The organism is Salegentibacter sediminis (assembly GCF_002078605.1).
Taxonomy (GTDB): Bacteria; Bacteroidota; Bacteroidia; order Flavobacteriales; family Flavobacteriaceae; genus Salegentibacter; species Salegentibacter sediminis.
On the sequence record NZ_MSJR01000007.1, the window covers coordinates 154,577 to 181,085 of the forward strand.

At 40.7% G+C, this 26,509-nt stretch carries 23 protein-coding genes and 1 tRNA gene; 3 read left to right on the forward strand and 21 right to left on the reverse strand.

Annotated elements, in window-relative coordinates:
- Window positions 1-6: 6 nt before the first annotated feature.
- Entirely contained in the window at window positions 7-1,326 is a 1,320-nt protein-coding gene (locus BUW93_RS11475; RefSeq protein ID WP_081211837.1) for a hydroxymethylglutaryl-CoA reductase, degradative, read from the forward strand.
- On the forward strand, window positions 1,323-2,243 hold the full coding sequence (locus tag BUW93_RS11480; RefSeq protein ID WP_081211838.1) for a GYDIA family GHMP kinase: 921 nt from the start codon (window positions 1,323-1,325) through the stop codon (window positions 2,241-2,243). Before BUW93_RS11475 ends, BUW93_RS11480 begins: the two co-directional genes overlap by 4 nt.
- Window positions 2,244-2,300: 57 nt before the next feature.
- On the opposite strand, the gene BUW93_RS11485 is transcribed toward BUW93_RS11480, so the two are convergent.
- The 6 genes from BUW93_RS11485 to BUW93_RS11515 all read right to left on the reverse strand — a co-directional run bounded on the left by BUW93_RS11485 (window position 2,301) and on the right by BUW93_RS11515 (window position 9,934).
- Entirely contained in the window at window positions 2,301-4,421 is a 2,121-nt protein-coding gene (locus BUW93_RS11485) for a peptidylprolyl isomerase (protein WP_081211839.1), read from the reverse strand.
- A 95-nt stretch (window positions 4,422-4,516) separates the two neighbouring features.
- Window positions 4,517-5,806, reverse strand: coding sequence for a hemolysin family protein (locus BUW93_RS11490; protein WP_081211840.1), 1,290 nt, complete (start codon window positions 5,804-5,806; stop codon window positions 4,517-4,519).
- Between the two features lie 189 nt (window positions 5,807-5,995).
- Window positions 5,996-6,565, reverse strand: a complete 570-nt coding sequence (gene lptC / locus BUW93_RS11500; protein ID WP_081211842.1) for an LPS export ABC transporter periplasmic protein LptC — start codon at window positions 6,563-6,565, stop codon at window positions 5,996-5,998.
- Between the two features lies 1 nt (window position 6,566).
- Window positions 6,567-7,940, reverse strand: a complete 1,374-nt coding sequence (locus BUW93_RS11505; RefSeq protein ID WP_081211843.1) for a hypothetical protein — start codon at window positions 7,938-7,940, stop codon at window positions 6,567-6,569.
- Window positions 7,941-7,958: 18 nt separating this feature from the next.
- Complete coding sequence (locus BUW93_RS11510) at window positions 7,959-9,206, reverse strand: porin family protein (protein ID WP_081211844.1); 1,248 nt, start codon at window positions 9,204-9,206, stop codon at window positions 7,959-7,961.
- Window positions 9,203-9,934, reverse strand: coding sequence for a type III pantothenate kinase (locus tag BUW93_RS11515; RefSeq protein WP_081211845.1), 732 nt, complete (start codon window positions 9,932-9,934; stop codon window positions 9,203-9,205). Before BUW93_RS11515 ends, BUW93_RS11510 begins: the two co-directional genes overlap by 4 nt.
- A gap of 105 nt (window positions 9,935-10,039) precedes the next feature.
- Here BUW93_RS11515 and BUW93_RS11520 point away from each other — a divergent pair.
- Window positions 10,040-10,112: transfer RNA gene (locus BUW93_RS11520), tRNA-Phe, on the forward strand.
- Between the two features lie 186 nt (window positions 10,113-10,298).
- Here the strand turns inward: BUW93_RS11520 and BUW93_RS11525 are convergent.
- The 15 genes from BUW93_RS11525 to BUW93_RS11595 form a co-directional block, all read right to left on the reverse strand.
- Entirely contained in the window at window positions 10,299-10,727 is a 429-nt protein-coding gene (locus BUW93_RS11525) for a DUF2141 domain-containing protein (protein WP_232778353.1), read from the reverse strand.
- A 2-nt stretch (window positions 10,728-10,729) separates the two neighbouring features.
- Window positions 10,730-11,128 carry a hypothetical protein gene (locus BUW93_RS11530; protein ID WP_081211847.1) on the reverse strand — a complete coding sequence of 133 codons (399 nt, stop codon included), beginning with the start codon at window positions 11,126-11,128 and terminating at the stop codon, window positions 10,730-10,732.
- A 37-nt stretch (window positions 11,129-11,165) separates the two neighbouring features.
- Entirely contained in the window at window positions 11,166-12,287 is a 1,122-nt protein-coding gene (locus tag BUW93_RS11535; RefSeq protein ID WP_081211848.1) for an ABC transporter permease, read from the reverse strand.
- A gap of 18 nt (window positions 12,288-12,305) precedes the next feature.
- The gene (locus BUW93_RS11540; RefSeq protein WP_081211849.1) at window positions 12,306-13,415 is read right to left on the reverse strand and encodes an ABC transporter permease; all 1,110 of its coding nucleotides are present in this window, start codon (window positions 13,413-13,415) and stop codon (window positions 12,306-12,308) included.
- Window positions 13,416-13,433: 18 nt separating this feature from the next.
- Window positions 13,434-14,168: an ABC transporter ATP-binding protein gene (locus BUW93_RS11545; protein ID WP_081211850.1), complete on the reverse strand. Its 735-nt coding sequence runs from the start codon at window positions 14,166-14,168 to the stop codon at window positions 13,434-13,436.
- Window positions 14,169-14,171: 3 nt separating this feature from the next.
- Window positions 14,172-15,086, reverse strand: a complete 915-nt coding sequence (locus tag BUW93_RS11550; RefSeq protein WP_081211851.1) for an ABC transporter ATP-binding protein — start codon at window positions 15,084-15,086, stop codon at window positions 14,172-14,174.
- Window positions 15,087-15,095: 9 nt separating this feature from the next.
- Window positions 15,096-15,980, reverse strand: coding sequence for an HlyD family secretion protein (locus BUW93_RS11555; protein WP_081211852.1), 885 nt, complete (start codon window positions 15,978-15,980; stop codon window positions 15,096-15,098).
- Between the two features lie 25 nt (window positions 15,981-16,005).
- Window positions 16,006-17,262, reverse strand: coding sequence for a TolC family protein (locus tag BUW93_RS11560; RefSeq protein ID WP_081211853.1), 1,257 nt, complete (start codon window positions 17,260-17,262; stop codon window positions 16,006-16,008).
- A 3-nt stretch (window positions 17,263-17,265) separates the two neighbouring features.
- On the reverse strand, window positions 17,266-17,874 hold the full coding sequence (locus tag BUW93_RS11565; protein WP_081211854.1) for a TetR/AcrR family transcriptional regulator: 609 nt from the start codon (window positions 17,872-17,874) through the stop codon (window positions 17,266-17,268).
- A gap of 240 nt (window positions 17,875-18,114) precedes the next feature.
- A complete protein-coding gene (locus tag BUW93_RS11570) occupies window positions 18,115-18,420 on the reverse strand; it encodes a hypothetical protein (RefSeq protein ID WP_081211855.1) in 306 nt (101 codons plus the stop codon).
- 64 nt (window positions 18,421-18,484) lie between these two features.
- Window positions 18,485-21,748, reverse strand: coding sequence for an efflux RND transporter permease subunit (locus BUW93_RS11575; protein ID WP_081211856.1), 3,264 nt, complete (start codon window positions 21,746-21,748; stop codon window positions 18,485-18,487).
- A 74-nt stretch (window positions 21,749-21,822) separates the two neighbouring features.
- Entirely contained in the window at window positions 21,823-22,893 is a 1,071-nt protein-coding gene (locus BUW93_RS11580) for an efflux RND transporter periplasmic adaptor subunit (protein WP_081211857.1), read from the reverse strand.
- Between the two features lie 49 nt (window positions 22,894-22,942).
- On the reverse strand, window positions 22,943-24,256 hold the full coding sequence (locus BUW93_RS11585; RefSeq protein ID WP_081211858.1) for a TolC family protein: 1,314 nt from the start codon (window positions 24,254-24,256) through the stop codon (window positions 22,943-22,945).
- A 273-nt stretch (window positions 24,257-24,529) separates the two neighbouring features.
- On the reverse strand, window positions 24,530-25,003 hold the full coding sequence (locus BUW93_RS11590) for a hemerythrin domain-containing protein (protein ID WP_081211859.1): 474 nt from the start codon (window positions 25,001-25,003) through the stop codon (window positions 24,530-24,532).
- A gap of 89 nt (window positions 25,004-25,092) precedes the next feature.
- Window positions 25,093-26,460: a TIGR00366 family protein gene (locus tag BUW93_RS11595; RefSeq protein ID WP_081211860.1), complete on the reverse strand. Its 1,368-nt coding sequence runs from the start codon at window positions 26,458-26,460 to the stop codon at window positions 25,093-25,095.
- Window positions 26,461-26,509: the final 49 nt, after the last annotated feature.

The window sequence follows — 26,509 nt, forward strand, 5'->3', positions numbered from 1 at the left end:
TGAATTATGATCTCACCCATTAGTGGTTTTTCCAAATTAACGAAAAAGGAAAAAATAGACTGGCTTGCTGAAACTTATCTCAAGGATCAACCTGAAGATGTACGCATACTTAGGCAATACTGGAATGAAGATTCCCGGCTGCAACAACTCCACGACGAATTTACCGAAAATACCCTGTCGAACTTCTATCTCCCGTTTGGCCTGGCTCCAAATTTCCTTATTAACAACGAACTTTTGGCCCTGCCCATGGCTATTGAAGAAAGTTCGGTAATCGCTGCCGCGAGTAAAGCAGCGAAATTCTGGAGGTCACGTGGTGGTTTTAAGGCTGAAGTGATCGACACCCAAAAAATCGGACAGGTGCATTTCCACTACACAGGTGACCCACAGAAACTTAGCGGTTTTTTCGAAGAAGTAAAACCGAAAATGATAGAAGCAGTTAAGCCCATTACCAAAAATATGGAAAAGCGTGGGGGCGGTGTATTAAATATTGAACTTAAAGATAAAACCGAAAGCTTAAACAACTATTTTCAGTTGCATTGCACTTTTGACACCCAGGATTCGATGGGTGCGAATTTCATTAATTCCTGTCTTGAAAAGTTTGCCGATGTTTTCCAGGAGGAGGCCAAAGCGTTTGAATCTTTTTCTGAAGAAGAAAAAGAAATTCAGATCATAATGAGCATTCTTTCCAATTATGTGCCCCATTGTATAGTGAGAGCCGAAGTTACCTGTCCTGTAGAAGAGCTTTCTGAAGACGACAAAATGAGTGGCCAGGAATTTGCCGAAAAATTTATTCAGGCCATAAAAATTGCAGAAGTAGAACCTTACAGGGCGGTGACACATAATAAAGGCATTATGAATGGCATTGACGCAGTAGTGTTGGCCACAGGAAATGATTTTAGGGCGGTGGAAGCCGGTATACACGCTTTCGCTTCTAAAAGCGGAAACTACACGAGCCTCTCCCATGCTAAAGTAGAAAACGGACAATTCACCTTCTGGATGGAAATCCCCCTGGCCCTGGGAACCGTTGGCGGACTAACAAGCCTGCATCCATTAGTAAAATTAGCACTGGACATCCTGCAGCAACCTTCAGCAAAGAAACTCATGAAAATTGTAGCTGTTACCGGACTGGCGCAGAATTTTGCTGCAGTTCGTTCCCTCATCACCACCGGAATTCAGCAGGGACATATGAAAATGCACCTAATGAACATTCTAAACCAACAAAACGCCACGCGGGAAGAGAAACTTAGCTTAACCGATTACTTTAAACACCACACGGTAACCCATAGCAGTGTTATTGAACAACTTGAAAAAATACGCCGGCAATGAAAACATTTTACAGCCACGGAAAATTGTTGATCACGGGCGAATATGCCGTTTTGGATGGAGCTAAAGCCTTGGCTTTACCTACCAAATACGGCCAGGAAATGCAGGTGAACAACACAGACAAACCCGGAATTTCCTGGACAAGCCTTGATGAAAATGGAGAAAAATGGTTTGAAGGTGATTTTATTTTTAAAAAAGATCAATTTTTACTTAAGGAAGGAAATACCAAGCCAGATCATACTAATACCCGTTTGCTCGAAATCCTAAATGCGGCCAGAGATCTTAATCCTGAATTCTTTTCTGAATACAAGGGTTTCCAAATCACAACAAAACTCGAGTTTAATCGAAATTGGGGTTTAGGCAGCTCCTCTACTTTAATAAATAATATCGCAAGCTGGCTGGATATTGATGCCTATAAACTACTTGAAAAAACATTTGGAGGAAGCGGTTATGATATCGCCGCAGCACAACAGGATTCTGCATTTACCTATCAATTAATACAAGGCCAGGCCTCGGTTTTAAAAAGCCAATTTGACCCGCAATTCCGGGAACAACTTTTTTTCGTTTACCTCAATCAAAAACAGAATAGCCGGGAAGCTATTGCTCATTATCGCAGTCAACCCCAAGAGAATATCGGTGTTCTTACAGAGAAAATATCCGGACTTACAGAACAATTTCTTCAATGTGAAAGCCTGTCTAAATTCCGACTTTTAATGGATCTTCACGAAACCCTGATCTCAAAAGCGATCAACCAGCCAAAAATTAAAACCAGGCTATTCCCCGATTTCTCCGGAAGCATAAAAAGCCTTGGGGCCTGGGGCGGCGATTTTATTCTTGCCACAGGCTCTAAGGAAGACCAACAATATTTCAGGGATAAAAACTACCAAACCATTATCCCTTTTAGCAATATGGTATTATAAAAAACGCCTCCCGGCAAGGAGGCGTTTTAATACTTTTTATTTTTTCAGCTCAATAACCTAATAGAACCTGGCTCTGTTATCTTCGATTTCAGCCTTTTCCTTTAGCGCTTCAAAAGCACGCTGAGCTGCAGCCTGACGTCGTTTCGCGGTTTCCTGATCTGCAAAACTCTTATAAGACTCCATAGCTGGAGCTTCATTTCTGCTAAGCAATTCCACTACATACACTCCTTTTTCTCCTGTAATGGGCTTGCTTACCTGTCCAGGTTCCATAGCAAAAACCGAACCTACCACTGAAGGCTCGCTTCCGGCACCCGGCAGAGTTGGACTATTCAGGTTGATAGCGTTGGCAGACTGAACACTGCTGTTTTGAGCAGCTGCGATCTCTTCAAGGCTATTCCCACTTATTTTGTTTTTGATAATCTCCGCTTTCTTTTGCTTGGTAAGAATTGGGATTACTTCAGATGATGCATTTTCAGCGCTCATAAGTCCGGCATCCCTTTTAGCGGTAAGCTGAGCTACAACGTACCCCTGAGAAGTATCAAATCTTTTTACATCACCAACTTTTGCCTCGTCTTCAAAAGCCCACTGCACAATCCTTCTTTGGTTGCCTAAACCAGGGATGTTTTCCTCAAGCGCTTTAACATCTCTCACCGTTCTAAGCTCAAGATTTTCTGATTTTACCTGTTCAGAAAAATCACCCTCACGTGCAGCAATTTCAAATTTAGTTACTTCATTAAAAAGGTTGTTCCTTGAACGTTCAGAAGGTTCAATTTCACGAGCTATGGTAGCAATTTTCACCGCTCTTTCTCTGTCGCTTTGCTCTTCAATATGAATAACGTGATAACCAAAATCGGTTTCTATAACCCCTATATCACCGGCATTATTATAAAAAATATAAGAATCAAATTCTGGCACCATATCACCAGGACCAAAATACCCAAGGTCTCCCCCGTCGGCTTTGTTGGATTCGTCTGAGGAGTACTGGGCAGCTAAAGCGGCAAATTGAGACTTGTCTGCACGCACTACATTTGCAATACTATCGGCCAATTGTTTAGCCTCCTCTTTACTTCTGGTCACGTTAGGTGCAAACTGAAGCCCCTGGTACGACACCAAAATATGGCTGGCTTTTGCAGAATCTGCAATTTGTTTGGCATCTACCATCTTACTGATCTTAAAATATCCGTCGTGCTCGTATGGCCCGAAGCTTTCTCCAACTTCAAGGTTAAAAAGCTCATCCCGAAGATCGGATGGAAGATCATTTTTGAACATATATCTATCCTGGTAAGGAAGATCAGAGTTTGAATTAACAAATTCCTCATAATCTGTAGTATCGTTGAAACCTGGTAAGGTATCATTGGCCTGAGCAGCAGAATTATATTCCACCCTGGTTTGCATTAAGGCGGTAAGAGATTCTTTTGCCTCCTTACGATCTTCTTCTGAAGCAACTTCTTCAAAAAACACATACTGAATGTTTCTGGAGGCTTCAGTTTCAAATTTGGCCGGATTCTTCTTGATATAATCTCTGATTTCCTCTTTACTTACTTCCACTTCATCATCTGAAACTGAAGTATAAGGGATCTGAACGAATTTCATATCTATATTATCATTCTCAAATCGGTAGGCCTGCTCTCCCTCAGTTAAGGTTGCACCAACCCCGGCTGCTACCATAGAGAAATATATATTTTCACGGGCAGAACTTCCAAGGCTGTTTTCAAAATCCAGCCACTGGCGATAGGCTTCCGGTGAAGTCGCCTTCATAGTAGCCACATATTCCCGAACTCTGTTTTCATCAAACATTCCCGCTTCATTGGTGAAATTTGGATTATTCCCCATTTGGGCCTGCATCATTTCCTTGATTTGTGCCTGCTCGGCTCTCACCCCTAATTCTTCAAGTTCTTCATCAATGATAATCTCCCGCAATTTGGTTTCCCAAATCTGGTTAACGGCCTGTGTTGTACTCGCATTTGCCCCCATATTGCGCTGGAAGTTTTCAACATTTCGGGCAAATTCTTCCCTATCTATTTCTTCCCCATTTACGGTTGCGATAACATTTTGAGATTTAGCGGAAGAAAAACCTCCGTTACGGATTACATCGGCTAACACGAAAGAAAAAAGAGCCAAAGCAATGATAATGATCAAGAAAACAGAACGCTGTCTGATTTTATTTAATACTGCCATTTGTAGTTATTATTTATCGGAATATAGTGGGCGAAAATAGCGTTTTTAAGCTAATTATGAAACTTATAATTAGCAAAATATTAACGATCCCGGATTTAATCTGCGGGTTTTATTTTTAGTTCCACCAATTCTATTTTAGTATTGGAAACTTCTTTGATTTCAAATTCGAAGTCTTCTATAGAAACCAGCTCGCCCTGCTGGGGGATTTCTTCGGTATGGTTCACGATAAAACCACCCAGGGTTTCATAGTTTTCACCTTCAGGAATATTGATTTTATAGGTTTCATTAAGATAATCTACCTCCAGCCGTGCAGAGAATAAATAATGATTTTCATCTAAGCGCTCTTCAATGAGTACCGGCGAATCATGTTCGTCTTCTATTTCACCAAAGAGTTCTTCAACAATGTCTTCTACGGTTATCATTCCGCTGGTACCGCCGTACTCATCAATCACCACCGCGATGCTTTTACGTTTTTTTATCAGGATATTCAGCACATCCTTCACCCACATGGTTTCGGGCACAAAAACTACCGGCAGCAATATAGACTTTAATGATTTTGGCCTTTTGAATAATTCAAAACTATGAATATAACCTATAATATCATCTATAGTTTCGTTATACACGAGAATTTTAGACAATCCCGTTTCGGTAAAGGTTTCAATAAGATCTTTGGGGGCCTTCGTTTTATCTACAGCAATTATTTCGGTTCTTGGAATCATAACCTCCCGGGCCTTTATATCTGAAAATTCAAGCGCATTCTGAAAAATTTGTATTTCGGTATCTACATCTTCATCGTTTTCCACAGTTTCCATCTGCTCATTGATGAAGTTTCCCAGGTCAATTTTACTGAAGGCCAGCTGTACTTCGTCGCCTTCGGTTTTAAAAAATTTCTTCAGCACAAAATCTGAGATCCAGATAACAAAATCAGAAATAAATGTGAAGAGGATGTAGAAAAAATATGCGGGTATGGCGAAAAATTTCAGCATCGAATTCGCATAGATCTGAAAAAAAACTTTGGGAAGGAATTCGGCGGTAAAGAGAATCACCAAAGTTGAAATAACTGTTTGGGTGAGCAGGCTAAGGTCAGTTATCAGGTATTCAATAAACCCGCTTTCTATAGGTTGAAGCCCGTTTAGCCAGCTCATAATGAGATCGCCCATAAAGAACCCGTAAACCACAAGGGCAATGTTATTACCCACCAACATGGTGGCAATAAACTTGGAGGGCTTCTTAGTGAGTCTTCCTAACACATTGGCGAGAAGGTCATTCTGGCGTTTTTCAATCTCAATGTAGATCTTGTTGGAAGAAACGTAAGCAATCTCCATCCCAGAAAAAAATGCTGAAAAGATCAGGGAAAGAATAATTATCAATATCTCGCTTTGCATCGGAGTTATTTGTTGCGCTCTTCAAACTTACGCCTAAAACGCCTCTTAAAGAAGAACATAAATATAGATATCACTACAAAAAAGATAAAAAGGTAGGCCCTGCCCCGTTCGGCATCCCAAATTCTGATACTTTCAAAAAGGAAAAATGCCCCGATTACAAGGTAAGCATACTCAAAAAACTTATAATATTTACTCATCTTCTTTGTCTTCTATAATTTGAACCCCTACGTTGGTTCGGGAACGAAAATTACCGAAATTTTGATTAGAATCAAAACCCTGTCCTTCGTTTAGCGCTCCATTAGGGAAGCGTATTTTATTAGGTCTATCTGTAAAAACCCATCCCTGATTTTGATCCCAATATAGTTGTTCAGCTTCTAAACGTGTACTATCACTGGTATAAATCACTACATCTCCCTGTAAATCTATAAGACCGGTTTTCTCATAGACCACCCCGTAATTTGCGCTAACAGTACTGCTTTTATTCTCTGGATCGAAGAATTCCACCTCAAGGCCATCGGGAAATTCCCGGTAAGGGAAATTTTTATTGGTAAAATCAAGCATGCGCTCACTCTTTAGGGTAGCTACCAGCCGGCCGGAATCGGTGTATTTAAGATTTAGGTCCAGGGCTTCGGCCTGAGGCGCATCGCCTTCAAGATCCAGGGCCCTGATCTCACTTAGGTTGCCCTGACATGAAAAAAGCATTGTCACGCCCAATAGCGTGACAATGCCAGAAAGTATTTGGTTATATGTGATTTTCATTTTACAAATTAGGGATGCGAACTGTCTCGCCTATCCAGCAACCTATCTGAATTGCCTCTCCGGCATTTCTACCTTCCTGGAAGATATCAGATTTTTGTGGTGCTCTTCCCATATAGCTGCTGGCAGCCTGTCTTGCATTGCTTGCAATAGAAGGATCTACACTAGCAGCTCTTCTTGCATAGTCTGCAGCAGCCCAGTAAACAGCTCTTTTTTCAAAAGTAGTGTTTCCACAACTGTTGGCACTCTGTGCATACATACTGGCAATCTGCAAGTAAGCGCTACCTAAAGATGGCCTGGCACTAACGGCTTTTCTATAGAAATTTCTGGCCTGAGAAAAACTCCCCCTGTCTTTATAGTTTCCAGCGATTCTGTAATATATTCTTGCTTTCGCTGAGTTGTCTGTTTCAAGTTCGGCTGCTTCATTATAATACTGAAGAGCTTTAGATCTGTCTCCTTCAGCTTCAGCTAATTGTCCTAAAGAGAATGCTGAATTTGCAGAAGGATCAAGTTGGTGAAGCGCCTCAGAAACCTTCATAAACAACGGGTCTTCGGTACAATCTTTAGCCGAAAGTCGTGCGTTGGCATTCCTTAACCAATCAACATCTGTTTTCTTACTATCAAAATCTTTAGTATAAAGAGGGATCAGGTTATCACAATCTGCTCTTTGTCCTAATTTACCATTAATAGCATTCTTTACCTGGTTGTATGCTTTAAGATTAATCTCTGAATTTTTCACGAGAGTTTTCTCTTTAGCAGAAAGGGTTTCGGCTTGTTCCTGCTTCTCTAAAAGCGGAGCCAGTCTTTCTGCCAATGCATTTTCTTCAGATTCTACTTTAGCAATAACATCATCATACTTTGCGAATACATCTTCAAGAGAACGTTCTCCCTCATCCTGCATATCTACAAGAAGTGAGAAGTAGGCGTAGATTCCTTTAGGACTGGTAAAGTTTTCAGGATCTTCGGTAAAAGCCTTATCAAAAGCTTCATATTGATCTTCTTTATCGCCTATTTTATAATCGAATCTAAGCTGAGCGATATCGCCGTAAACTTTACCCTTTGAAGTTTTTTGAGGAAAAAGCTCTAATCGTTCTTCCCAAAGACCGATAAGTTCTTCAATATAATCCTCTTTTTCTTCACCTTCAGCATTATCAATTTTATACTTAAGGGCTCTCTCTCCATACTGGAAAGTGGCCAGGCTATATTTTGGACATTCCTTTCTCACCTTCATTAAAGGTTCGTAGGCTTTATCATAATTTTTTGCTTTTGCATCGTCGTAGGCCAATGCCGCCATAGTCGCACAATCATTGGACTGTGCGTTTACTACACTTGAACCGAATACGGCTCCAAATACTAATGCTATTAACTTCGCTTTCATTTTCTTGAGTTATAGTGGTTAATCAAATTTTCTTCTTTCAAACCATTTTCTTGCTTCTGTGAGGGAAAAACCCACTGAAACCTTAAAAATATCCTCTTGCACCAATCCCGAATCTGTCGTACCGCGCTGTCCATACTCGAATCCAAGGTTGATATTAGAGAATCCTGGTCCTATAGGCAATCCTAATCCAAAAGTGATGCCAAACTCATCAATGTCCTCATTATTGAGGCTCAGTCCGGTTTCTTCATATCTAAAACCTCCTCTTATCACCACTCTTTTAAAATAACTGGTTAAGGAGTTGTATTGAGGAATATAGTACCCACCCAACCTGTATTGTGCAGCATCATTATACACCGCGGCTTCATTTAGGGTGTTGGTTCGGTCAAGATAAGCATTACGTCCCGTTTTAACATATTCCCCACCAAAGAACCATTTATTGGGACGACCAAGGCCCGCACCTATTGTGAATTGTTCTGCGAGATTATATTCTGAATCAGGCACCTCCAGATCCCTAACTTCTACCGGTATTTCTCCGTTTTGTGTAAAGGCGATTGTCGCAACTTCTCTTTCATTTTCTGAAGTTAGACTGGTTTCCGGAGAATACGTAGCTGATGCGTGCATTTTGAGTCCGTTTGCCATCCTGGTCTGGAAATCAGCACCAAAATTAAAACTCAAACCTTTAAGATCTGACCGGCTTATGTCCCGGCTACCCAATTGTATTCCCTCCCTAATCAGGGTTCTTCTATTCTGGAAATTTCCGAAGTTATAGCGGGCATCCATTCCAATGCTGAAATTTTTATTTATTTCATATCCTCCAGAAAGGTAGACACGATTAAGGCCTCCACGCCCCTGAAGCCTGCTGGCTACTTCCTCCTGAAAATCCAGAATACGATACCCAACTGAAGTTTGAGGAATGAGACCGAAACCAAAACCAAATTTCCCAACCGGAATACCTAAAGCGAGATAATCCAGAGATGTGATCTTGGCATTATCACTTCCCATATCAGACGTCAGGTTACTCTGTTCGTGACTTCCTGCTATAGAATAAGTAGTGCGTCTTAAACGCCCATACCCGGCAGGATTGCTAAGATTGAGGTGAATACTATCTGAAAACACACTCAACCCGCCCATGGATCGGTTTTCGATGGTCCCTTTAAACTTAGTTAAACCAATTCCGTAATATGAATAAGGAGAAGAGATATTTTCCTGTGCCGCGGCGAGTGCCGTAGTTAATATAGCTACGATTACTATAAATCGTTTAATCATTGAGTCTTGTTAAATTCTAAAATGTAGTTTAAACCCTCAAATAGAAAATTAGAGTTGGCAAATATGCTATTTTTTAATTGCTTTGACAAAAATAGCATATCCCCACCTGTTAAAATAATTGTTAAATCTTTATTTTCAGATTTATACAAATTAATAAATCCATCGATTTCAAAAAGCACTCCATTCACCGCTCCTGAATTCATAGCGCTTTGTGTAGAATTCCCTGTGGCTGCGGGGTTTGCCACGGCCTTAACCAATGGCAAATTACCGGTAAATTCATGCATAGCCCTGAACCTCATCGCGAGCCCGGGAGAGATAGCCCCACCCAAATACTCATCGTTCTTGTTTTTAAAATCGTAAGTAATGCAACTTCCGGCATCGATTACAAGCACATTCTCACCAGGATAATTCTTAACCGCAGCAGCGATTAATGCGATCCTGTCTTTTCCTAATGTGGTTGGTGTGGCGTAATGATTGGTGAAAGGCTGCTTAATATCCATCGTCAAAATCACAAGTTCGCTGCGTTCCTCGAGGAAATTCTCTTCCCTTTCGGTGTTTTTGATTACCGAAGAGAGGATAGAATACTTTATATGAGGAAAGGATTTAAAAATTTCTTCGGTTTTTTGAAAAAAATCTTTTCCCGGAATGGCAATTTTATACTGGAGGCTAGCATTTTGAAACACAGCCATTTTCACCAAAGTATTCCCTATATCTACAACTAAATTCACTGGTATTCTTTTGAATTCGCTAAATTACAAAAGCATTTTTTTAAAAAATCCTTTGTGGGTTAATAAAAATGAAATTATATTTGCAACCGCTTAAAACAAGCAACTGGTGCCTTAGCTCAGTTGGTAGAGCAAAGGACTGAAAATCCTTGTGTCCCTGGTTCGATTCCTGGAGGCACCACCTTAAAAGCCCGATACACGCAGTGTTTTCGGGCTTTTTTAATTTTAAGAAGAAGTGTTTTTATTCCGATTAAAATCTTAACCTAAATTCCCTCAATTAATATCCCAGAAAATTCAAAAATTTCAGAAACATTTACATTCAAAATCCCGCCGCCTTTAGAAATCAAAGACCTTTTATCTTCCAGTTTTATTTATAAATAACTTTCACTTCGGTCGAAAAGTCATCTTTCAGAAAAAAACTGGCATCTTTAAAATTGGGACGATTCCTTAAACCCAGACTCTTATAATTGGAATACCCCACTCCTTCTGTCGGCAAAAGAAATCTTTTATCAATTTCGCCGTTTTCATTTTCATCATGAAGGATAAATACCGCATATCTGGCTTTGGGGAGGTCATGAAAGGTCACCTCCGCCGATTCTGAATTAATTACCCCCACCATCTTTTTAAAATACTTTTCCAGTTTTTGATCCGGCACCGTCCCATCCTTATTATAAAGCGCAAACAATACTTTCCCGTCAGAATTTCTAAGATTTCTAACTTTTATACTAAGAGAATGAGTTTCCTGGCTAATTGCCCTAGTCGAAAACAAAAGGAAAAAGCCGAAAATTAACTTCAAAATCAGTTTATTGTTTTTCTCCATTTTACAAGTTTAAAATAAGCAAAGACTGCGAATACAGTAGTAATAAAAAATCTCAATACCAGCGCCCGAATAGTTTCCAGTTTAAATTCGCCACCCGAATCTATATGAATAAGCAAACCTAGAAAGGCTACAAAAATCATGAGTGCAGACACTCCAAGAATCTTCCAGGTCCACTTTTTATATCTGAAAAATCCGTAAAGAGCACCCAGATAAAGAAAAGAGGCGATAAAATTTACCCATACCACAAAGAGCACATAATCCCTCTGAGCTTCCCTCATTTCAAACCAATCGAAGATTATACTACTACTTAGGTATAAGCTTATTAAGGCGAAGACAAGAAAAAATCCCAGGGTGATATAATAAAATACTCTTTTCATAATGTCCTTAATTAATTTTCAGAGCTAATTCCTGGATCTAGTTTGTTTTCCTGTAACTCCATACCGCCAGGGCATTTAAAACGACAGCAAAAAAGCTCATCACCCCAAATTGCCATAAAATATCCCCTAATCCCGATCCCTTAAGCATCACCATCCTTATCACTTCTACAAAATATCGTATGGGGTTAAGCAGGGTGATCTTCTGGGCCCAATCAGGCATACTTTCAATAGGGGTAAATAAACCACTCATCAGGATAAACACCACCATAAAAAACCATGCGATAAACATTGCTTGTTGCTGGGTATCTGTATAATTAGAGATAAAAAGCCCCATTCCAAGAATTACAAGAAGATATACCGCCGTAAACAAATAGATCAATCCAATATTACCTACAATAGGCACATTAAAGATTAGCCTGGCGATTATAAGCCCCACGGTTAGAATTATCATTCCCAGCACCCAGAAAGGAAATAATTTACCAATGATAAACTGGTGTTTTTTAATAGGCGTCACATTTATTTGCTCGAGAGTACCAATCTCCTTTTCCCTAACGATATTCATCCCTGAAAGAAAAAGGCTAAGCATAGTCACCAATAAAACCAGGATCCCTGGCACCATAAAGGTCTTGTAATTGAGGGTTTCATTGTACCAAAAAGAAGGAATGCTAAGAATATTCATTTGCTTTAGCATTTTATCCTCCGGTTGAATTATTTCCAGGGAAATCTTTCTATTAAAATCCCTCACGACCTGGTTAAGATATACGTTTTCCACCCCAGCCTTGGCCCCATCAATAGCATTAAGATACACCGCCAACGAATTATGTTTATTCCTAACAAGGTCTCGTTCAAAATATCGGGGAATATCAAGAACTACATCAATTTCTCCTTTTTTCAGAGCATCATCAGCGTCTTTTTTAGACCGGTACATCTCCGAGACCGAAAAATACTCAGAAGCTTCAAATTTACTGATCAGTTCCCGGGAGATCGAGGTCTGGTCATTGTCTATATATGAAATTCGGATATTATTAACTTCAAAGGTAGCTGCATTTGAAAGGATAATTAGCTGCAATAGAGGCATTACGAAAATAATAGGTAACATGCCCCTGTTCCGCATGATCTGCTTAATCTCCTTCTGAACTATGTATTTTATGGTTTTCATTTTCTCTCTTCGACTTTTTTATTCCAGTCTAATCTTATACTTTTTCACACTTATTCCGATAAAAACCAGGGCCATAGCGATAAGCACAAGGGTCTCTTTCCACAAGAATGCAATTCCCACCCCTTTGAGCATAATTCCCTTTAATATTATAATAAACCACTTCGCAGGAATAATATTACTAAGTACCTGCAGCGGCACAGGCATACTCGAAATAGGAAAAATAAATCCTGATAATAGAATCACCGGAAGCATTAAACCCATCAGAGATATCATGAGAGCGGCTTGCTGAGTTGCCGCAATGGTGGAGATAAGAACCCCAAGGCTTAGCGCTGTAATGATAAACAAAACACTTTCTAAAGCTAAGAGCACAAGACTGCCTTCCACAGGCACCTGGAATACTACGAACCCAAGCAATAAAATAATTACTGCATTGATAACCGATAGAAAAATATAAGGGAAGACCTTCCCAACTACTACCTGAATTGGTTTAAGAGGTGACACCAGAAGAATTTCCATGGTTCCCTGCTCCTTCTCCCGGGTGATAGAAATTGAAGTCATCATTGCTGAAACCAGCATTAAGATCACAGTCATCACCCCGGGAACGAAGTTGAATACACTCTTTAATTCAGGGTTATAAAACATCTGTGATCTTACTTCTACCTTATAAGGAACTTCATTTTGGAGATTAATTTCTTCACTGTGATGCTGAAGAATAGATTGAACATAATTACTTATAGTGTTGGCGGTGTTGGGATCGGTAGCATCTGTGATCACCTGTACATTTGCCTGATTTAAAACCTGAAGATTGTTTGCAAAATCTTTTTCAAAAACCAACACGGCCTTGACTTTCCCCTTCCGGAAAACCTCCCCGATCTCCTTTTCACTTTGCACTTCACTTTCTATATTAAAATAAGGGGAAGCATTAATCTTGTTGATGATAACCTCAGTTTCAGAATCAGCCGACTTATCAAGAATCGCTACTTCTACATTATTTATTTCGTTGGTGATTGCGAACCCAAAAAGCAGGATCTGCACTATGGGCATTCCAAAAAGTATGATCATAGAACGTTTATCACGAAAAATGTGATAGAACTCTTTATTCACAAAACCCTTAAATCTTTTAAACATTATAAGTTCGAATTAGGTTCATTCAACGTTTCTTGCCAGCTTGAGAAAGACCCCGTTCATAGAATCGGTTTTAAAACTTTGCTTAAGTTTTTTAGGCGTATCCAGGGCCTCTATTTTTCCTTCTACCATAATGGATACCCTGTCACAGTATTCAGCTTCGTCCATATAATGAGTGGTTACAAAAATGGTAGTGCCTTTATTGGCTTCAGCATAAATTAGCTCCCAAAACTGCCTGCGGGTTATGGGATCTACTCCGCCAGTAGGCTCATCCAGAAAAACTATTCTGGGTTCGTGCAACAGGGAAACCATAAAAGCAAGTTTCTGCTTCCAGCCCAGAGGCAAGGAGCCCACTAAAGAATCAGCTACTTCCTGCAATTGCAATTCCTCAATCAAATTAGCTGTCTTTTCTTTTATATGCTTCCTGCTTAAGCCATAAATCCCACCAAAGAATTTAATATTCTCCCTGATCGTTAGATCATCATACATAGAGAATTTCTGACTCATATAACCGATATTTTTCTTAACCTCCTCGGCCTGATGGTGTACATCAAAATGGCTCACTCTAGCCTCCCCCGACGTAGGATTAGAGATTCCAATAAGCATTTTCATAGCCGTGGTCTTGCCTGCTCCATTAGCGCCGAGAAAGCCAAAGATCTCTCCTTTATAAACATCAAAAGATATATGATCCACAGCAGTGAAGTCACCAAATTTCTTTGTGAGCTCGTTTACTTCTACAACTTTTTCCTTTTCCATTGCTTAAGTTTCTGAAGAGGAAGCCAGATCCATAAACACGTCTTCTACACTGGCATTAGCCGGGTAGATCTCCAGTTCTTCGTGTTTCTTTTCAAGTAAATATTCCTGAAGTTCCTGCGGTTCAAATGTTTCTTCTGAAGATGTAAAATGTATAAATTCCCCAAAAGCAAAGACGTTCTCACTACCCGGGTAATCTTTAAGGTCCTGAATTAACCTGTAAGTCTCTCTGGAACGAACATTATAGATTTGTTTTGGGTGTTTTTCAATAATATTTTCGGGAGTATCCACCCTTAATATTTTTCCTCCCTGGATTAACGCAATCCTGTCGCAAAGCGCAGCTTCATCCATATAAGGAGTGGAAACCAAAATGCTAATGCCTTTCTCCCGTAGCCGCTTTAGCATTTCCCAAAATTCTTTTCGGGAAACGGGATCTACTCCTGTCGTAGGTTCATCAAGAAAAAGCACTTTCGGTTTATGGATCAAAGCACAGCTCAAGGCCAGTTTCTGCTTCATTCCTCCTGAAAGCTTTCCTGCCCTTCTATCTTTAAAGGGTTCTATTTGTAAGTATATATCCTTTATCAGGTCATAATTCTCCTCTATAGTCGTCCCGAAAATGGTTGCAAAAAAATTAAGATTTTCTTCTACACTTAAATCCTGATATAAAGAAAATTTCCCAGGCATATAACCCACCGAGCGGCGGATGCTTTTATACTCCTTCACTACATCGTATCCTGCCACACTCGCTGTCCCCTCATCTGCAAACAGCAAAGTGGTGAGAATCCTGAAAAGCGTTGTTTTCCCGGCCCCATCGGGACCAATGAGACCAAAAAGTTCTCCTTGCTCTATCTCCAGGGAAACATCGTCAAGAGCTTTGAGCTTTTTATAGGATTTGCTGATATTTTTAATGCTGATACTCATTGTAGATCCTTATTCCAACCACATTTCGGCAGGCATCCCTATTTTTAGGCTACCGTCATTTTTCACTTTAATTTTAACCGCATAGACCAGGTTAACCCGTTCTTCTTTTGTCTGAATGATTTTTGGAGTAAATTCGGCCGAAGAGGATATCCAACTCACCTTTCCCTGGAAGGTTTTCATACCTTCAGCAGCATCTATCTTCACATTCACTTCCTCTCCTATTTTCACTTCAGAAAGCTGAGTCTCACTTATAAAAACCCGTAAAGTCATTTCGTCCAGATCAGCGATTTTATAAATGGGCTTTCCAAAAGCGGTAATCTCGCCAGGCTCAGCATATTTCGAAAGCACCGTTCCTTTCACCGGATTTATAATTTTACTTTTTTCTATCTGGTCCTCGATTTTAGCAATTTGCACATCCAGGGTTTCCAGTTCATTTAGAATAGGAGCATTCTGGGTTTCCACACTTCTTATTTGTTGTTCCAAAACATTAACCCTTCCTTCAACCTCATCCAACTGTCTCTTAGTAGCTGCCTCTTCCTCATACATCCTGTTTATTCTCTCCTTCTCATTTTTAGCTGTTTTGAGCTGCTCTTCCAAAACTCCAATTTGGGAAAGAACATTCCGCGATTTAGAAGAAACAGCTCTTTTTGAAGCTCTAAGTTGTTTCTTACTGTAATGCAGTTGCAAGGTGTCTATAACCCCTACTAACTCTCCTTTTTCAAGGAGAATACCTTCTTCCAGATTGAGGTATTTTATCTTTCCGTTTGCCTCGGCCGAGACTGTGATCTCGGTGGCTTCAAAATTCCCGTAACCATCGGCTTTCTCCTCATCGCTGCAGGAAACAAGCCCCCCAAAAAGCAAGACCTGAGTAATTATGATACTTATTCTTTTCATTATTTATAGATTCTGAATTGAGTTATTAATTGCCTTTTGCTAGCCTGAAATTCGCCCGGGCAAGAGCAAGCTGAATTTCGTGTACTTTCTGATCAATTTTCGATTCAAAAAGTTTATTAAACTCGGTGAGATATTCTGAAGAAGTGATCACTCCATTTTTCAATTGTGATGCCGATGCTTTAATCACTTTTTCTCTTATAGCCAGGATCTCATTATCTGTAGCGATTGTTTGCTTCATTTTTAAAATTTCATTTTCAGCTTCCTGTAATTCTATATTGTTGTTAATCACAAAGCTTTCTTTTTCGGTTTCAATGATATCCTGGGAAATATCCAGTGCCTTTTTAGCCTCTTTGTTTTTCCCCCAATCAAAAACATTCCAACTAGCCCTTAAGCCCACCATATAAAAATCCTGGAAAGAATTATCCAACATATTTAATCCGGGATTTCCATAACCTGCCTGGGCAAATCCCGAAAGACTCGGAACCGTAGATTTTGAGATCACTTCTTTTGAAGCTTCCAATTGCTGTTTCTTCAGATCAAACAGCTCCAATTCTGGCCGGTTATTACCGGTGAACTCTATCTCCCCAATGGCTGGTTTTTCAAGAATGACATTCTCATCTATTTCGGTATAAAGCAAAGTTGCCAGGTTTTCACGCAGTTTCTTTTTATCGGCACGCACCTGGACAAGCTGCTGATCGATCTTCAGTAGCTCTGCCTTCAGGATATCTGCTGAAGATGCCAGCAAAGCGCCATACTTCACTCCGGTTTCTACCTCCTGAATTTGCGACTGCAGTTGTTTCTGCTTAGATAACAAAAGAATTTCCTGCTCCTGTAATAGCAGCACAGAAAAATATAACTGATTTATCCGACCTTTTAACTGATATAAATCTACAGCAACCTCCTGCTGACTGGCTTTTAATTCAGCTTCTTTTAATGCCAACCTAGCATCTATACTCCCGCCCTTATAAATTAACTGGTTAACATCAAGACTAGCTCTATATTGATCTTTATTTGGTGCCTCCATGGTGGTGTTAGGAAGCTGGAGCGGAAAAGAGATAACCTCAGATTGGTAATGCGCCTGGGCATTAAGGTCTATCCTGGGTAGCTTATCTTTTTGAATTTCTGCGACTTCAGCTGTGGTTTTATCACCTAACAACTCTACTTTTCTGGCCAGGGGATAGTTTTTTTCTGCTAACTCATAACTATCTTCTAGGCTAAGAATATGCTGTGCTTCAACAGAAAAAGTGAGCAGAAAAATTATTATTACACTTAAAAATCTCATTTTCTACAGTCTTATGGAGTTGATGATAAATTCGGCTACTTCAGTCTTCCGTTGCTTCATGAGAGCCTGGTATTCCTTATCGCTGGCATCGAGAAATCCTTTAAACAAAGGACTCGCGATAAAAGGAAGAATATTCAGAGACATAATATTTATAAATAGTTGTTCTCCACTAATAGGTTTAATTACGCCCCGGGCTACATTGTTTTCAACCTGTAGTTTGAATTTCCTGATATTGGGAAAATCCTTACCCGCTCTAAGTCGATCAATAAAATCAGGGTTTTTATTTAGTTCCTGTATTATAAAATTGGGGAGATAAGGATGTTTTATCACGAAGGAGATATAGCTGTTTGAAAAACCTCTTATCTTATCAAAAAGATCGGTATCCTCATCCAAAATCTTCTTTAACTGGGGAGCCAGAAGCTTAAAGGCATTTTTAAATACGGCTTCAAAAAGCATCTGCTTGCTACGGAAATAATAATGCAACATCGCTTTGTTAATTCCCGCTTTATCCGCAATCTCCTGCATCCTGCTTCCAGCCATTCCTTTCTGTTGAAAGATACTTTTCGCGGCCTCCAGGATCTCTGCCTCGGTATTTTCGTGTTTAGCTTTCATTCTTTAACTATAAGGTTTAACCATTTGGTTAACAAAGATAAATTGAAAACTTAAAGAACTGGCTATAAAAATGTTAAAATTTAATTGCCATTGCTGAAAAAGTGATTTAAAAAACGAGACCGCCCCCATTTCTGGGAGCGGTCTCTAACCTAAAAAACCTAATTAATATGAGAAAAAATTATTTGGGAGTTAATGTTAACTCCTTTCATATTCTCCTCCCTGCAAAATTCAGGATCCCTCCTAAATTGCTCTTTCTACTGGCAACACAACAACCCGTATAGGGTTATCGGTTTCCAGGTGTTTATTATATTCTTCAACCAGCTTAAAAAACTCGTCTATCTTTTTATTTTTAGTAAAAGAGAAATACAATAGCGATTCACTTCCTCCTTTTTCACTGGGAAACCAGCTTTGGGTGGCGATTAGGGAATCGTTACTTTTATAGCCATCTATCTCAGAGGTACTGAAGGCTTCTATCCCTGCTTCTTTAAAGAGTTTAAGCACCCCTTTCTGATATTCGGCTACTGTAGTTACCATTAATAATTTCATCGGTTTATGTTTATTTCAGTATTTAAAAACACTGTGGTTAATCTTCCAATTAAATTTACGACAATTAGCCTTCAATTTCCTTTGTTTCATCTTCCTCGATCTTAGCTCTTCTGGCCGTTTGTTTATCTTCAGGATATTTCTTTCTTACCAGCAAATAGTACACAACAGGAACTACCAGCAAAGTAAGGAAAGTAGAACCAATGGTTCCTCCCATTAGAGAAATTGCCAGACCCTGGAAAATTGGGTCGAAAAGAATCACAAAGGCACCAATTACTACCGTCCCGGCAGTTAACAGGATTGGCGTAGTCCTCACTGCACCGGCTTCAATGATGGCCTGCTTAAGAGGAATTCCATCTTCTAACCTTAAATTAACAAAGTCTATGAGCAGGACGGAGTTCCGCACCATGATTCCCGCCAGGGCAATCATCCCGATAAAGGAGGTTGCGGTAAAGAAAGCTCCCATGATCCAGTGCCCTAACACAATTCCTACCATGGAGAGCGGTATAGCCACCATCATTACAATTGGGGTTTTAAAATCCTGGAACCAGCCAACGATCAGCATATAAATGATGATGATAACTCCCAGAAAGGCAATTCCAAGGTCCCGGAAAACTTCCAGGGTAATTTGCCATTCTCCATCCCATTTCACCGTATAATCATCCTCCTTTTCAGGTTGTTCTATATACAGTTCATTCATAGTGTAACCTGCAGGCAATGGAATCTCTTTTAATTTTTCTTCCATACCAAGAATAGCGTAAACAGGACTTTCCAGGGTTCCCGCCATATCTCCGAGTACATAAACTACACGCTTCTGGTTCTTGCGATAAATACTTTTATCCAGGGTGCTCTCTTTAATGTTCACCAGATCGCCAACCGACACCATATTCCCCTGGGCAGAAACTATCTCCAGTTGGGCTATTGCCTCCGGACTTGCTTTTTCCTGTTCATCAAGGGCTAGTTGAATCGCAACTCTTTCAGTAGCGTCTTCATCGTACAGATGTGTTACCGCATTATCACCTAAGGCTGAGTTCAAGGTAAAAACAATTTGCTGCGGAGCTACTCCGTATCGCATAGCCTTCTCACGATCTATCTCGTAAACGAATTCTGTTTGATCGGCTTCAACCATCCAGTCTACATCTACAACATCGGTGGTGTTGTTCAATATATCCTGAACTTCTCCAGCCACCTCGATCTGCTTTTCATAATCCGGCCCATAGATTTCAGCAACAATAGTAGAAAGTACGGGTGGTCCTGGGGGAACCTCCACGATCTTAACATTCGCATCATATTTTGAAGCGATCTTCTGAATATCCGGGCGCACTAATTTTGCGATATCATGACTTTGGGCACTACGCTCACTTCGGTCTGTGATGTTTACCTGAATATCGGCGGTATTAGAAGCTCCCCGCATATCATAATGACGAACCAATCCGTTGAAGGTTATAGGCGCCGAAGTCCCCACGTAAGACTGATAATTTACTACTTCAGGACGTCCAGAAAGATATTGACCTATCTCTTTAGTCACTACAGCGGTTCGTTCTAAGGTGGTTCCCTCAGGCATATCTATCACCACCTGAAACTCGTTCTTATTATCGAAGGGCAACATTTTCACTAATACAGTCTCCGTAAAGAACATCAATACCGAACCTACAAGCAAAACAGAAGTAATACCAAGGGCAGACCAACGTTTCGCCGGACTATCCAAAAGCGGTTGTTCCAGCCTTTTGTAAATTTTATAAATACTGGAATCCTCAAGCCGTTTACCTTCGGTAGGTGCTTCACCTTTTTTATCTCCCTTTTCCCTAAGGAATAAATATCCCAGATATGGCGTAATGGTTAGCGCCACAAAAAGAGAAAGTATCATAGCGATAGAAGCCCCAATAGGCATCGGGCTCATGTAAGGCCCCATCAGTCCGCTTACAAAAGCCATCGGTAATACCGAAGCAATCACCGTAAAGGTCGCCAGAATGGTTGGGTTTCCTACCTCGTTGATCGCATACAAAGCAGCCTGTTTAAAGGGAAGCCTTCGCATCTTGAAATGCCGGTGCATATTTTCAGCAATAATGATGGAGTCATCAACCACAATCCCGGTCACGAAAACCAAAGCAAAAAGAGTAATACGGTTCAGGGTATAATCCAAAAGGTAGTAACTAAGCAAGGTAAGGGCAAAAGTTACCGGCACCGAAAGGAATACTACCAAACCACCGCGCCAGCCCATCGCCAACATAACCACGATGGTTACTGCAATTATTGCTCCAATAAGGTGCAGTAATAATTCGGAAACCTTATGCGAAGCGGTCTCACCGTAATTACGGGTTACCTCGACGTGTACATCTGAAGGTATTATAGTTGTCTTTAGGTGTTCCACTTTTTCCAGCACCAAATCGGCAATCTTCATCGCATCGGCGCCTTTTCTTTTGGCAACCGAAATGGTTACCGCCGGATATTCCGAAGGATAATCTGAAGCTATTGCAGTAACGGCCTGTCCAAACCCGAAATTAACGTATTCCGAAGGCAATTCGGGCCCATCCAGCACCTGAGCCACCTGCTTTAAATAAACAGGTTGATTTTGATTGATTCCTACAATGAGATTTTCAACATCATCTGTGGTTTGTAAAAAACTCCCGGTGTTTACAAGGAATTCAGTATCATTTCGATTAAAACTCCCAGAGCTCATCTGGGTATTATTGGCTTTTATCTTTTCGCTAATCCCTAACAGATCAACTCCTGCCGAAGCCATTTTATTTTTATCCATCACCACGCGAATCTCCCTGTTCCTTCCCCCCATTTTATGGGTTGCGGCAACATCTGTCACTTTGCTTATTTCGTGGTTTACTTCATTGGCAATTTGCCTCAGCTGGTAATCATCGTAGTTTTCACTCCAAAGCGTTAATCCCAGCATGGGCACATCGTCTATAGACCTCGTTTTCACCATAGGTGGCGTAACCCCTTCAGGCATCTGGTCTATATGCTTCATGATCTCATTGTAGAGTTTCACGTAAGACCTTTCAATATCTTCTCCTACATAAAATTGTACAATCACCATCCCTTGTTCCTGCATAGAAGTAGAATAAACATACTCTACCCCTTTTATGTTGGAAACGATTTTCTCTAAAGGTTTTATTACCCTCGATTCCATTTCGGTCGGGCTTGCCCCGGGATAGCCTACAAAAATATCGGCCATTGGCACGTCTATTTGGGGCTCTTCTTCCCTTGGTATTAAAAACGAACTGTAAACCCCAATCACCATAAATACGATCATTAATAGGATGGTGAGTTTAGAGTCTAAAAAACCTCTGGATATTTTTCCTGCTAAACCTTCTTTCATTTTTATATTTTTTCAGTCCCCCTATAAAAGGAAGAACATTCTTTATAATATCAGATTAATTACTTCAGGTTGAATTACATTTTCACCTTTGCACCATTGTACAATTTACCTTCAGCAGAAATAATATAGGCTTCGTCTGCTGAAAGACCCGAAAGCACCTCTACCCGGTCGCCATAACTACGCCCCAATCGCAACCAGCGAAGCATGGCGGTATTCTGTTGACTTACCGTATAAACCCCGTGCAGGTCTCCCTGTGTGATTATGGCTTCTTTAGACACAGTTACCGGCCCTTGTGTTTTTTCATCGGTTTCAATAGGAAATTGAACCGTGGCATACATCCCTGATCTTACAGGAAGATCGGTTTTTTCCAAGGCGATTTTTACCGGGAATTGTCCCCCGGTCTTACTGGAAGAACTGCTTACCTCCACTACTTTACCTTTTAAAGCCTGGTCAAGAGATTTGATAAGAACCTCAACCTCTTCCCCGGTTTTTACTGCTCCAATTGAAGCCTCTGGCACACTGGCACGAATTTCAAAATCCCCTGGAGCCTCAATAGCGATTAAAGGCATTCCGGGGTTGGCCATATCTCCATTTTCAACGAATTTGTTCGTTACAACTCCGCTGAAAGGGGCTCTTATATTTGCATAAGCAAACTGAGCATCGATTTCATTCTTCATCGCTTTAGCCGATTCCAATCTGGCTTTAGCCATTTCATAATTAGCTGTGATATCGTCTACTTCCTTCTGGGAAGCACTATTTTCAGCAAATAAAGCCTGAAAACGTTCATAGTCTTTCTTAGCATTCTGAAAAGCTACAGTAGCTTCATTTATTCCAGCGTTTACCTGGGCTCTCTTTGCCTGAAGATCGGCATTGTTTATAGATACCAAAACCTGACCTTTTTTAACCTTATCCCCAATATTTACGTGTACTTTATTGATATAGCCCATCATTCGGGTACTTAGGGTAGCATTATTCTCTGCTTCCACAGTACCGCTAACACTAAGTTTTCCTCCTGAAGCCGAAACAGGGGTACTTGTTGTTACCTGAATTGCGGCAACTTCTTTTATATTTTCTTTCTCATTATCGCCACAGCTAATAAATAATGTTGCTGCCAGGCCTAAAGTGAGTAAAATTCTTGTTTTCATTTTTTATAGTGATTTCTTCTCCTTTTGAGAAATTATATTTAATTGTTGATTATTCTGCTTTTGTTAAAAATTCCAGATAAGACTTCGCGAAATTATACTCGAAAATCGTCTGGAAGTATTCCAGTTGTTTTTGCTGAAACTGGGTCTCGGATTGCAGGAGATCTGTAGTTTTCTCAAGCCCCTGTTCAAATCTGTTGGTTCTTATACGAAAAGCTTCTTCTGATTGCTCTACGGCAAGTTCACTGCGTTTCATCTTATCATATAGATCTTCCACATTGCGTTTTGCCCTGTTGATTTCCATTTGACTCTTTGCCTTATATTGATCGAGCTCCAGTTTGGATTGTTCTAATTCAGCTTTACTTTTCTGAGCTTTCCCGAAGCGTTTGCTTCCCTGGAAAAGATCCCAACTTAACTCAGCGCCCACCATATATCCACTGGCTGCACCCTGAAAAATATCCTCGTCATAAAGTTCATAGCTCCCGAAGGCATTAAGTCGGGGCAGAAACGCCATTTTATCAGCCTTATTCATTTTCTCATAAGCATCGGTGGCGAATTCCATAGCCTGGATATCGGCACGATCATCAGAAAGCCTCAGGTTTTCTGCGGAATAAAGAGTTTCAGCTTCCAGTTGGTCTGAAGGCATCCAGGTTTTTCCGCTTTCTTCATTCATCAGAAAGGAAAGATAATCTGATGCATTTTGCACGTTACTCCGTGCCATTTGCAATTGGTTGTTCACTTCACTAACGCGAACTTCCACAGCAAGCACATCGGCACGTTGCAGGTAGCCTTGCTCAAAACTGTTATCGGCCAGTTTTTTATTCTCCAAAGCAGCTTCCTGGGCTTTCTCCAAAACCGCAACTGCCTTATGAGCCAACTGAAGTTCCATATAAGCCTTTTCTACTTCCAGTAACACGTAATCCCGGGTTCGATCTCCCTCTAATTCGGTGGCTTGCATCTTCGATTTAGCAGCCTGGCGTTGCAGAAAACCATCTACATTAATAAGTGGTTGTTGTACCTCGATTTTAGTAGCAAAGTTGTTAACCCGGTCCGGGTCATTGAGCAACATTGGGTTAAAATCACTTTGGGTAAGTATTTCCTGATTGAGTTTAGAGCCAAAAGCCATCAAAGGATTAGTTGTCGTAAAGCCCGTATGGGAAGCCTTTATATTTGGCAAAAAAACTGCATTTGTTTGCCGGTAATCTGCCCTGGCCTGGAAAAACTCCTGTTCAGATATCTTTAAGCTTCGGTTATTCTCCAGAACCCTGGTCAAAACCTCCTCCTTAGAGAGCGGTGTTGTTTCCTGGGCAAAGAGAAAACTTCCCGCCAGTATTGTTAATAGGAAAATGAATGTATATTGTTTCATGGGTTACTTAATTTGTTGGCAAAAATAACCCGCAGTATAGGCTAAGCCTGTAACCCTTGTTACCTAAGCAAACAAGCAACATTTAGAAGAATTTCACTATAAACGTCTAAAAAGGAAATGGACCACATGAAGCAAAACCCTTTGAAAACAAGCCATTCAAAGAGTATCAAAGTGAAAATCGAATGTTTTTTCCCGACTTTTCTAAAGAAATAGAAAAACCTTACAGCCCCGGGAGGTAACATTTGTTACAGGGACATTTATGCACATTGGCGCTTATATCCAGAATTCGTCCTGCCAGATTTCGCAGGAAATTTCCCGGTCGTGATGCTCCTGAAGTTTTTGGAAGTCTTCTTCGGAAGCATGCTTCTGAATTTCATTAAATAGAATCCGCTCCTCGAATCTAATATGTGCTTCCAGGTCTCTCCTAATAGATTTAAGGTTTTCGGTAAGATTTTCTTTCGCCTGAAATAAATGCTTGAGGTGTTCGTGTTCTTCTAAAGCTTGCTTCACCAACTTATGATCCGGGCCAAGCACCGGGAAAACATATTTTTCTTCAATTTCAAAGTGAAGTTTGAGGTGGTTATCCCAAAACCACTCCAAATAAGTTTTTATTCGCTGCGGCTCAATGTCCTTTTCAAAACCTTTACCTATTTTCCAGCAAAGCAAGAGGCCCTGGTGGTGTTCCCGGCTTAGAGGTTGGATCGCTTTATGTCTTTTAATAGGTTTGTTTTTAGGTGCGTCAGCCATTTTGAGAAATTTAATACAGCTCTAAGATAAGGATTATATTATTTTTTGACTTTAGCCTATCCGGTAAGGTTTTAAGGCCTCAGCATTGATCATATCAGCAACAAGCCTCCAACATATACCAGAATTCCCACCAACATTAGAATTAGGGTATAAGGTAAAATCTCCCTGGCTTTCAGGTTAGTAATCGCCAAAAGCGGTAATGCCCAAAACGGCTGGAGCATATTAGTGATCTGGTCTCCGTAGGCAAGCGCCATCACCGCCTTGTTGAGTGGCACCCCAAGTTTTAAAGCACTCTCTAAAACTACCGGCCCCTGCACAGCCCACTGCCCGCCTCCACTGGGCACGAAGATATTTACCAGTCCCGCGCTAAAGAAACTGTAAACCGGCAGACTTACCTCTGTAGCGAAGCTCGCAAAAAAGTTAGCGATATCGGCAACCAATCCGGTTTCCCGCATAATCCCCATAATCCCAAAATACAAGGGAAATTGTATTAGAATAGCCGCCGCTCCACCTATGGCCTTTTCCAGAGCTCTCAGAAAAGAAGCGAAGGAATCGTGCATAAGAATACATAAACAAAGCATCAGGAAGTTGAGCATATTTGGAGTTAGGTTTCCTGCTAATAGCTCTTCAGTATAACTGGCAAAAAAAGCGCTTAGTAACAATAAACCAAAAATCAGTCTTAGCCATTTGGAATGATCCAGTCTTTCGGCTCCTGAAATTACTTGATTTAGATTTACTTTCTCCCGGCTTTTAAGTTTTACAGAGGAGGTTCCGGCTGTGCGGGAGAGCCAGTACAGCACCAGCGGAATAAGCAAGAGCAAAACCCCAAAGATGATGAGATTCCAACTGGCGAAGATAGTTGTATCGGTAGGAATACTATCGGGTAACCGCGCGAGTAAGGCCGGATCTCCACCCGGGAACAGGCTTGCCAGATGCCCGCTTTCGGCAGCTTTTAAAGGGGCACTACCACTAATTCCTCCGTGCCACACCATTAATCCCACATAACCCGAAGCCCCTACGAGAGGGTAATTGATCTTAAAACCACGTTGCTGTGATGCTTCGGCTACCTTCCTGGCCATAATAGCCCCAAAGATCAAACCCAGGCCCCAGTTAAAAAAAGCCACCAGCATAGTAGAGATTGCAACAATAACTACGGCGCTGGCGTTGTTGGTAACGGTTTTGGTAAGCTGACTCGTTAGCCAGGCCATCGGTTTGCTTAATACCAGGACGTGACCCAGAACAAGAATAAGCATCATCTGCACCATAAAAACTAGCAGCGCCGGGTCCCACATGCCTGCTTGCCAAAATTCCAGGATCTGCACGGCCGATTCCCCATTGTGGTCACCTGTAAACAAAAAAGCAATTATTAAAGTAAGCAGGCTTAATAATACGGCCAGGGTAAATGGTGCCGGAATGAGTTTTTTAAATACTTTTTCTACGAAATGGGAGGCAGACATTCTATTTGCTTGGTTTACCTGCTAAGGTAATTATTTTGGAAGTTTAAGT

What these genes read in the sequence shown, in the direction of transcription:
- BUW93_RS11530 (WP_081211847.1), bottom strand. Translation starts at nt 11,128, where the DNA reads ATGAAAAGAGTATTTTATTATATCACCCTGGGATTTTTTCTTGTCTTC.
- BUW93_RS11565 (WP_081211854.1), bottom strand. Translation starts at nt 17,874, where the DNA reads ATGAAAGCTAAACACGAAAATACCGAGGCAGAGATCCTGGAGGCCGCG.
- BUW93_RS11575 (WP_081211856.1), bottom strand. Translation starts at nt 21,748, where the DNA reads ATGAAAGAAGGTTTAGCAGGAAAAATATCCAGAGGTTTTTTAGACTCT.
- BUW93_RS11555 (WP_081211852.1), bottom strand. Translation starts at nt 15,980, where the DNA reads ATGAAAAGAATAAGTATCATAATTACTCAGGTCTTGCTTTTTGGGGGG.
- lptC (WP_081211842.1), bottom strand. Translation starts at nt 6,565, where the DNA reads ATGAAAATCACATATAACCAAATACTTTCTGGCATTGTCACGCTATTG.
- BUW93_RS11580 (WP_081211857.1), bottom strand. Translation starts at nt 22,893, where the DNA reads ATGAAAACAAGAATTTTACTCACTTTAGGCCTGGCAGCAACATTATTT.
- BUW93_RS11505 (WP_081211843.1), bottom strand. Translation starts at nt 7,940, where the DNA reads ATGAAAGCGAAGTTAATAGCATTAGTATTTGGAGCCGTATTCGGTTCA.
- BUW93_RS11490 (WP_081211840.1), bottom strand. Translation starts at nt 5,806, where the DNA reads ATGCAAAGCGAGATATTGATAATTATTCTTTCCCTGATCTTTTCAGCA.
- BUW93_RS11590 (WP_081211859.1), bottom strand. Translation starts at nt 25,003, where the DNA reads ATGGCTGACGCACCTAAAAACAAACCTATTAAAAGACATAAAGCGATC.
- BUW93_RS11480 (WP_081211838.1), top strand. Translation starts at nt 1,323, where the DNA reads ATGAAAACATTTTACAGCCACGGAAAATTGTTGATCACGGGCGAATAT.
- BUW93_RS11550 (WP_081211851.1), bottom strand. Translation starts at nt 15,086, where the DNA reads ATGAGTATCAGCATTAAAAATATCAGCAAATCCTATAAAAAGCTCAAA.
- BUW93_RS11595 (WP_081211860.1), bottom strand. Translation starts at nt 26,460, where the DNA reads ATGTCTGCCTCCCATTTCGTAGAAAAAGTATTTAAAAAACTCATTCCG.
- BUW93_RS11585 (WP_081211858.1), bottom strand. Translation starts at nt 24,256, where the DNA reads ATGAAACAATATACATTCATTTTCCTATTAACAATACTGGCGGGAAGT.
- BUW93_RS11475 (WP_081211837.1), top strand. Translation starts at nt 7, where the DNA reads ATGATCTCACCCATTAGTGGTTTTTCCAAATTAACGAAAAAGGAAAAA.
- BUW93_RS11560 (WP_081211853.1), bottom strand. Translation starts at nt 17,262, where the DNA reads ATGAGATTTTTAAGTGTAATAATAATTTTTCTGCTCACTTTTTCTGTT.
- BUW93_RS11545 (WP_081211850.1), bottom strand. Translation starts at nt 14,168, where the DNA reads ATGGAAAAGGAAAAAGTTGTAGAAGTAAACGAGCTCACAAAGAAATTT.
- BUW93_RS11540 (WP_081211849.1), bottom strand. Translation starts at nt 13,415, where the DNA reads ATGTTTAAAAGATTTAAGGGTTTTGTGAATAAAGAGTTCTATCACATT.
- BUW93_RS11510 (WP_081211844.1), bottom strand. Translation starts at nt 9,206, where the DNA reads ATGATTAAACGATTTATAGTAATCGTAGCTATATTAACTACGGCACTC.
- BUW93_RS11570 (WP_081211855.1), bottom strand. Translation starts at nt 18,420, where the DNA reads ATGAAATTATTAATGGTAACTACAGTAGCCGAATATCAGAAAGGGGTG.
- BUW93_RS11535 (WP_081211848.1), bottom strand. Translation starts at nt 12,287, where the DNA reads ATGAAAACCATAAAATACATAGTTCAGAAGGAGATTAAGCAGATCATG.
- BUW93_RS11485 (WP_081211839.1), bottom strand. Translation starts at nt 4,421, where the DNA reads ATGGCAGTATTAAATAAAATCAGACAGCGTTCTGTTTTCTTGATCATT.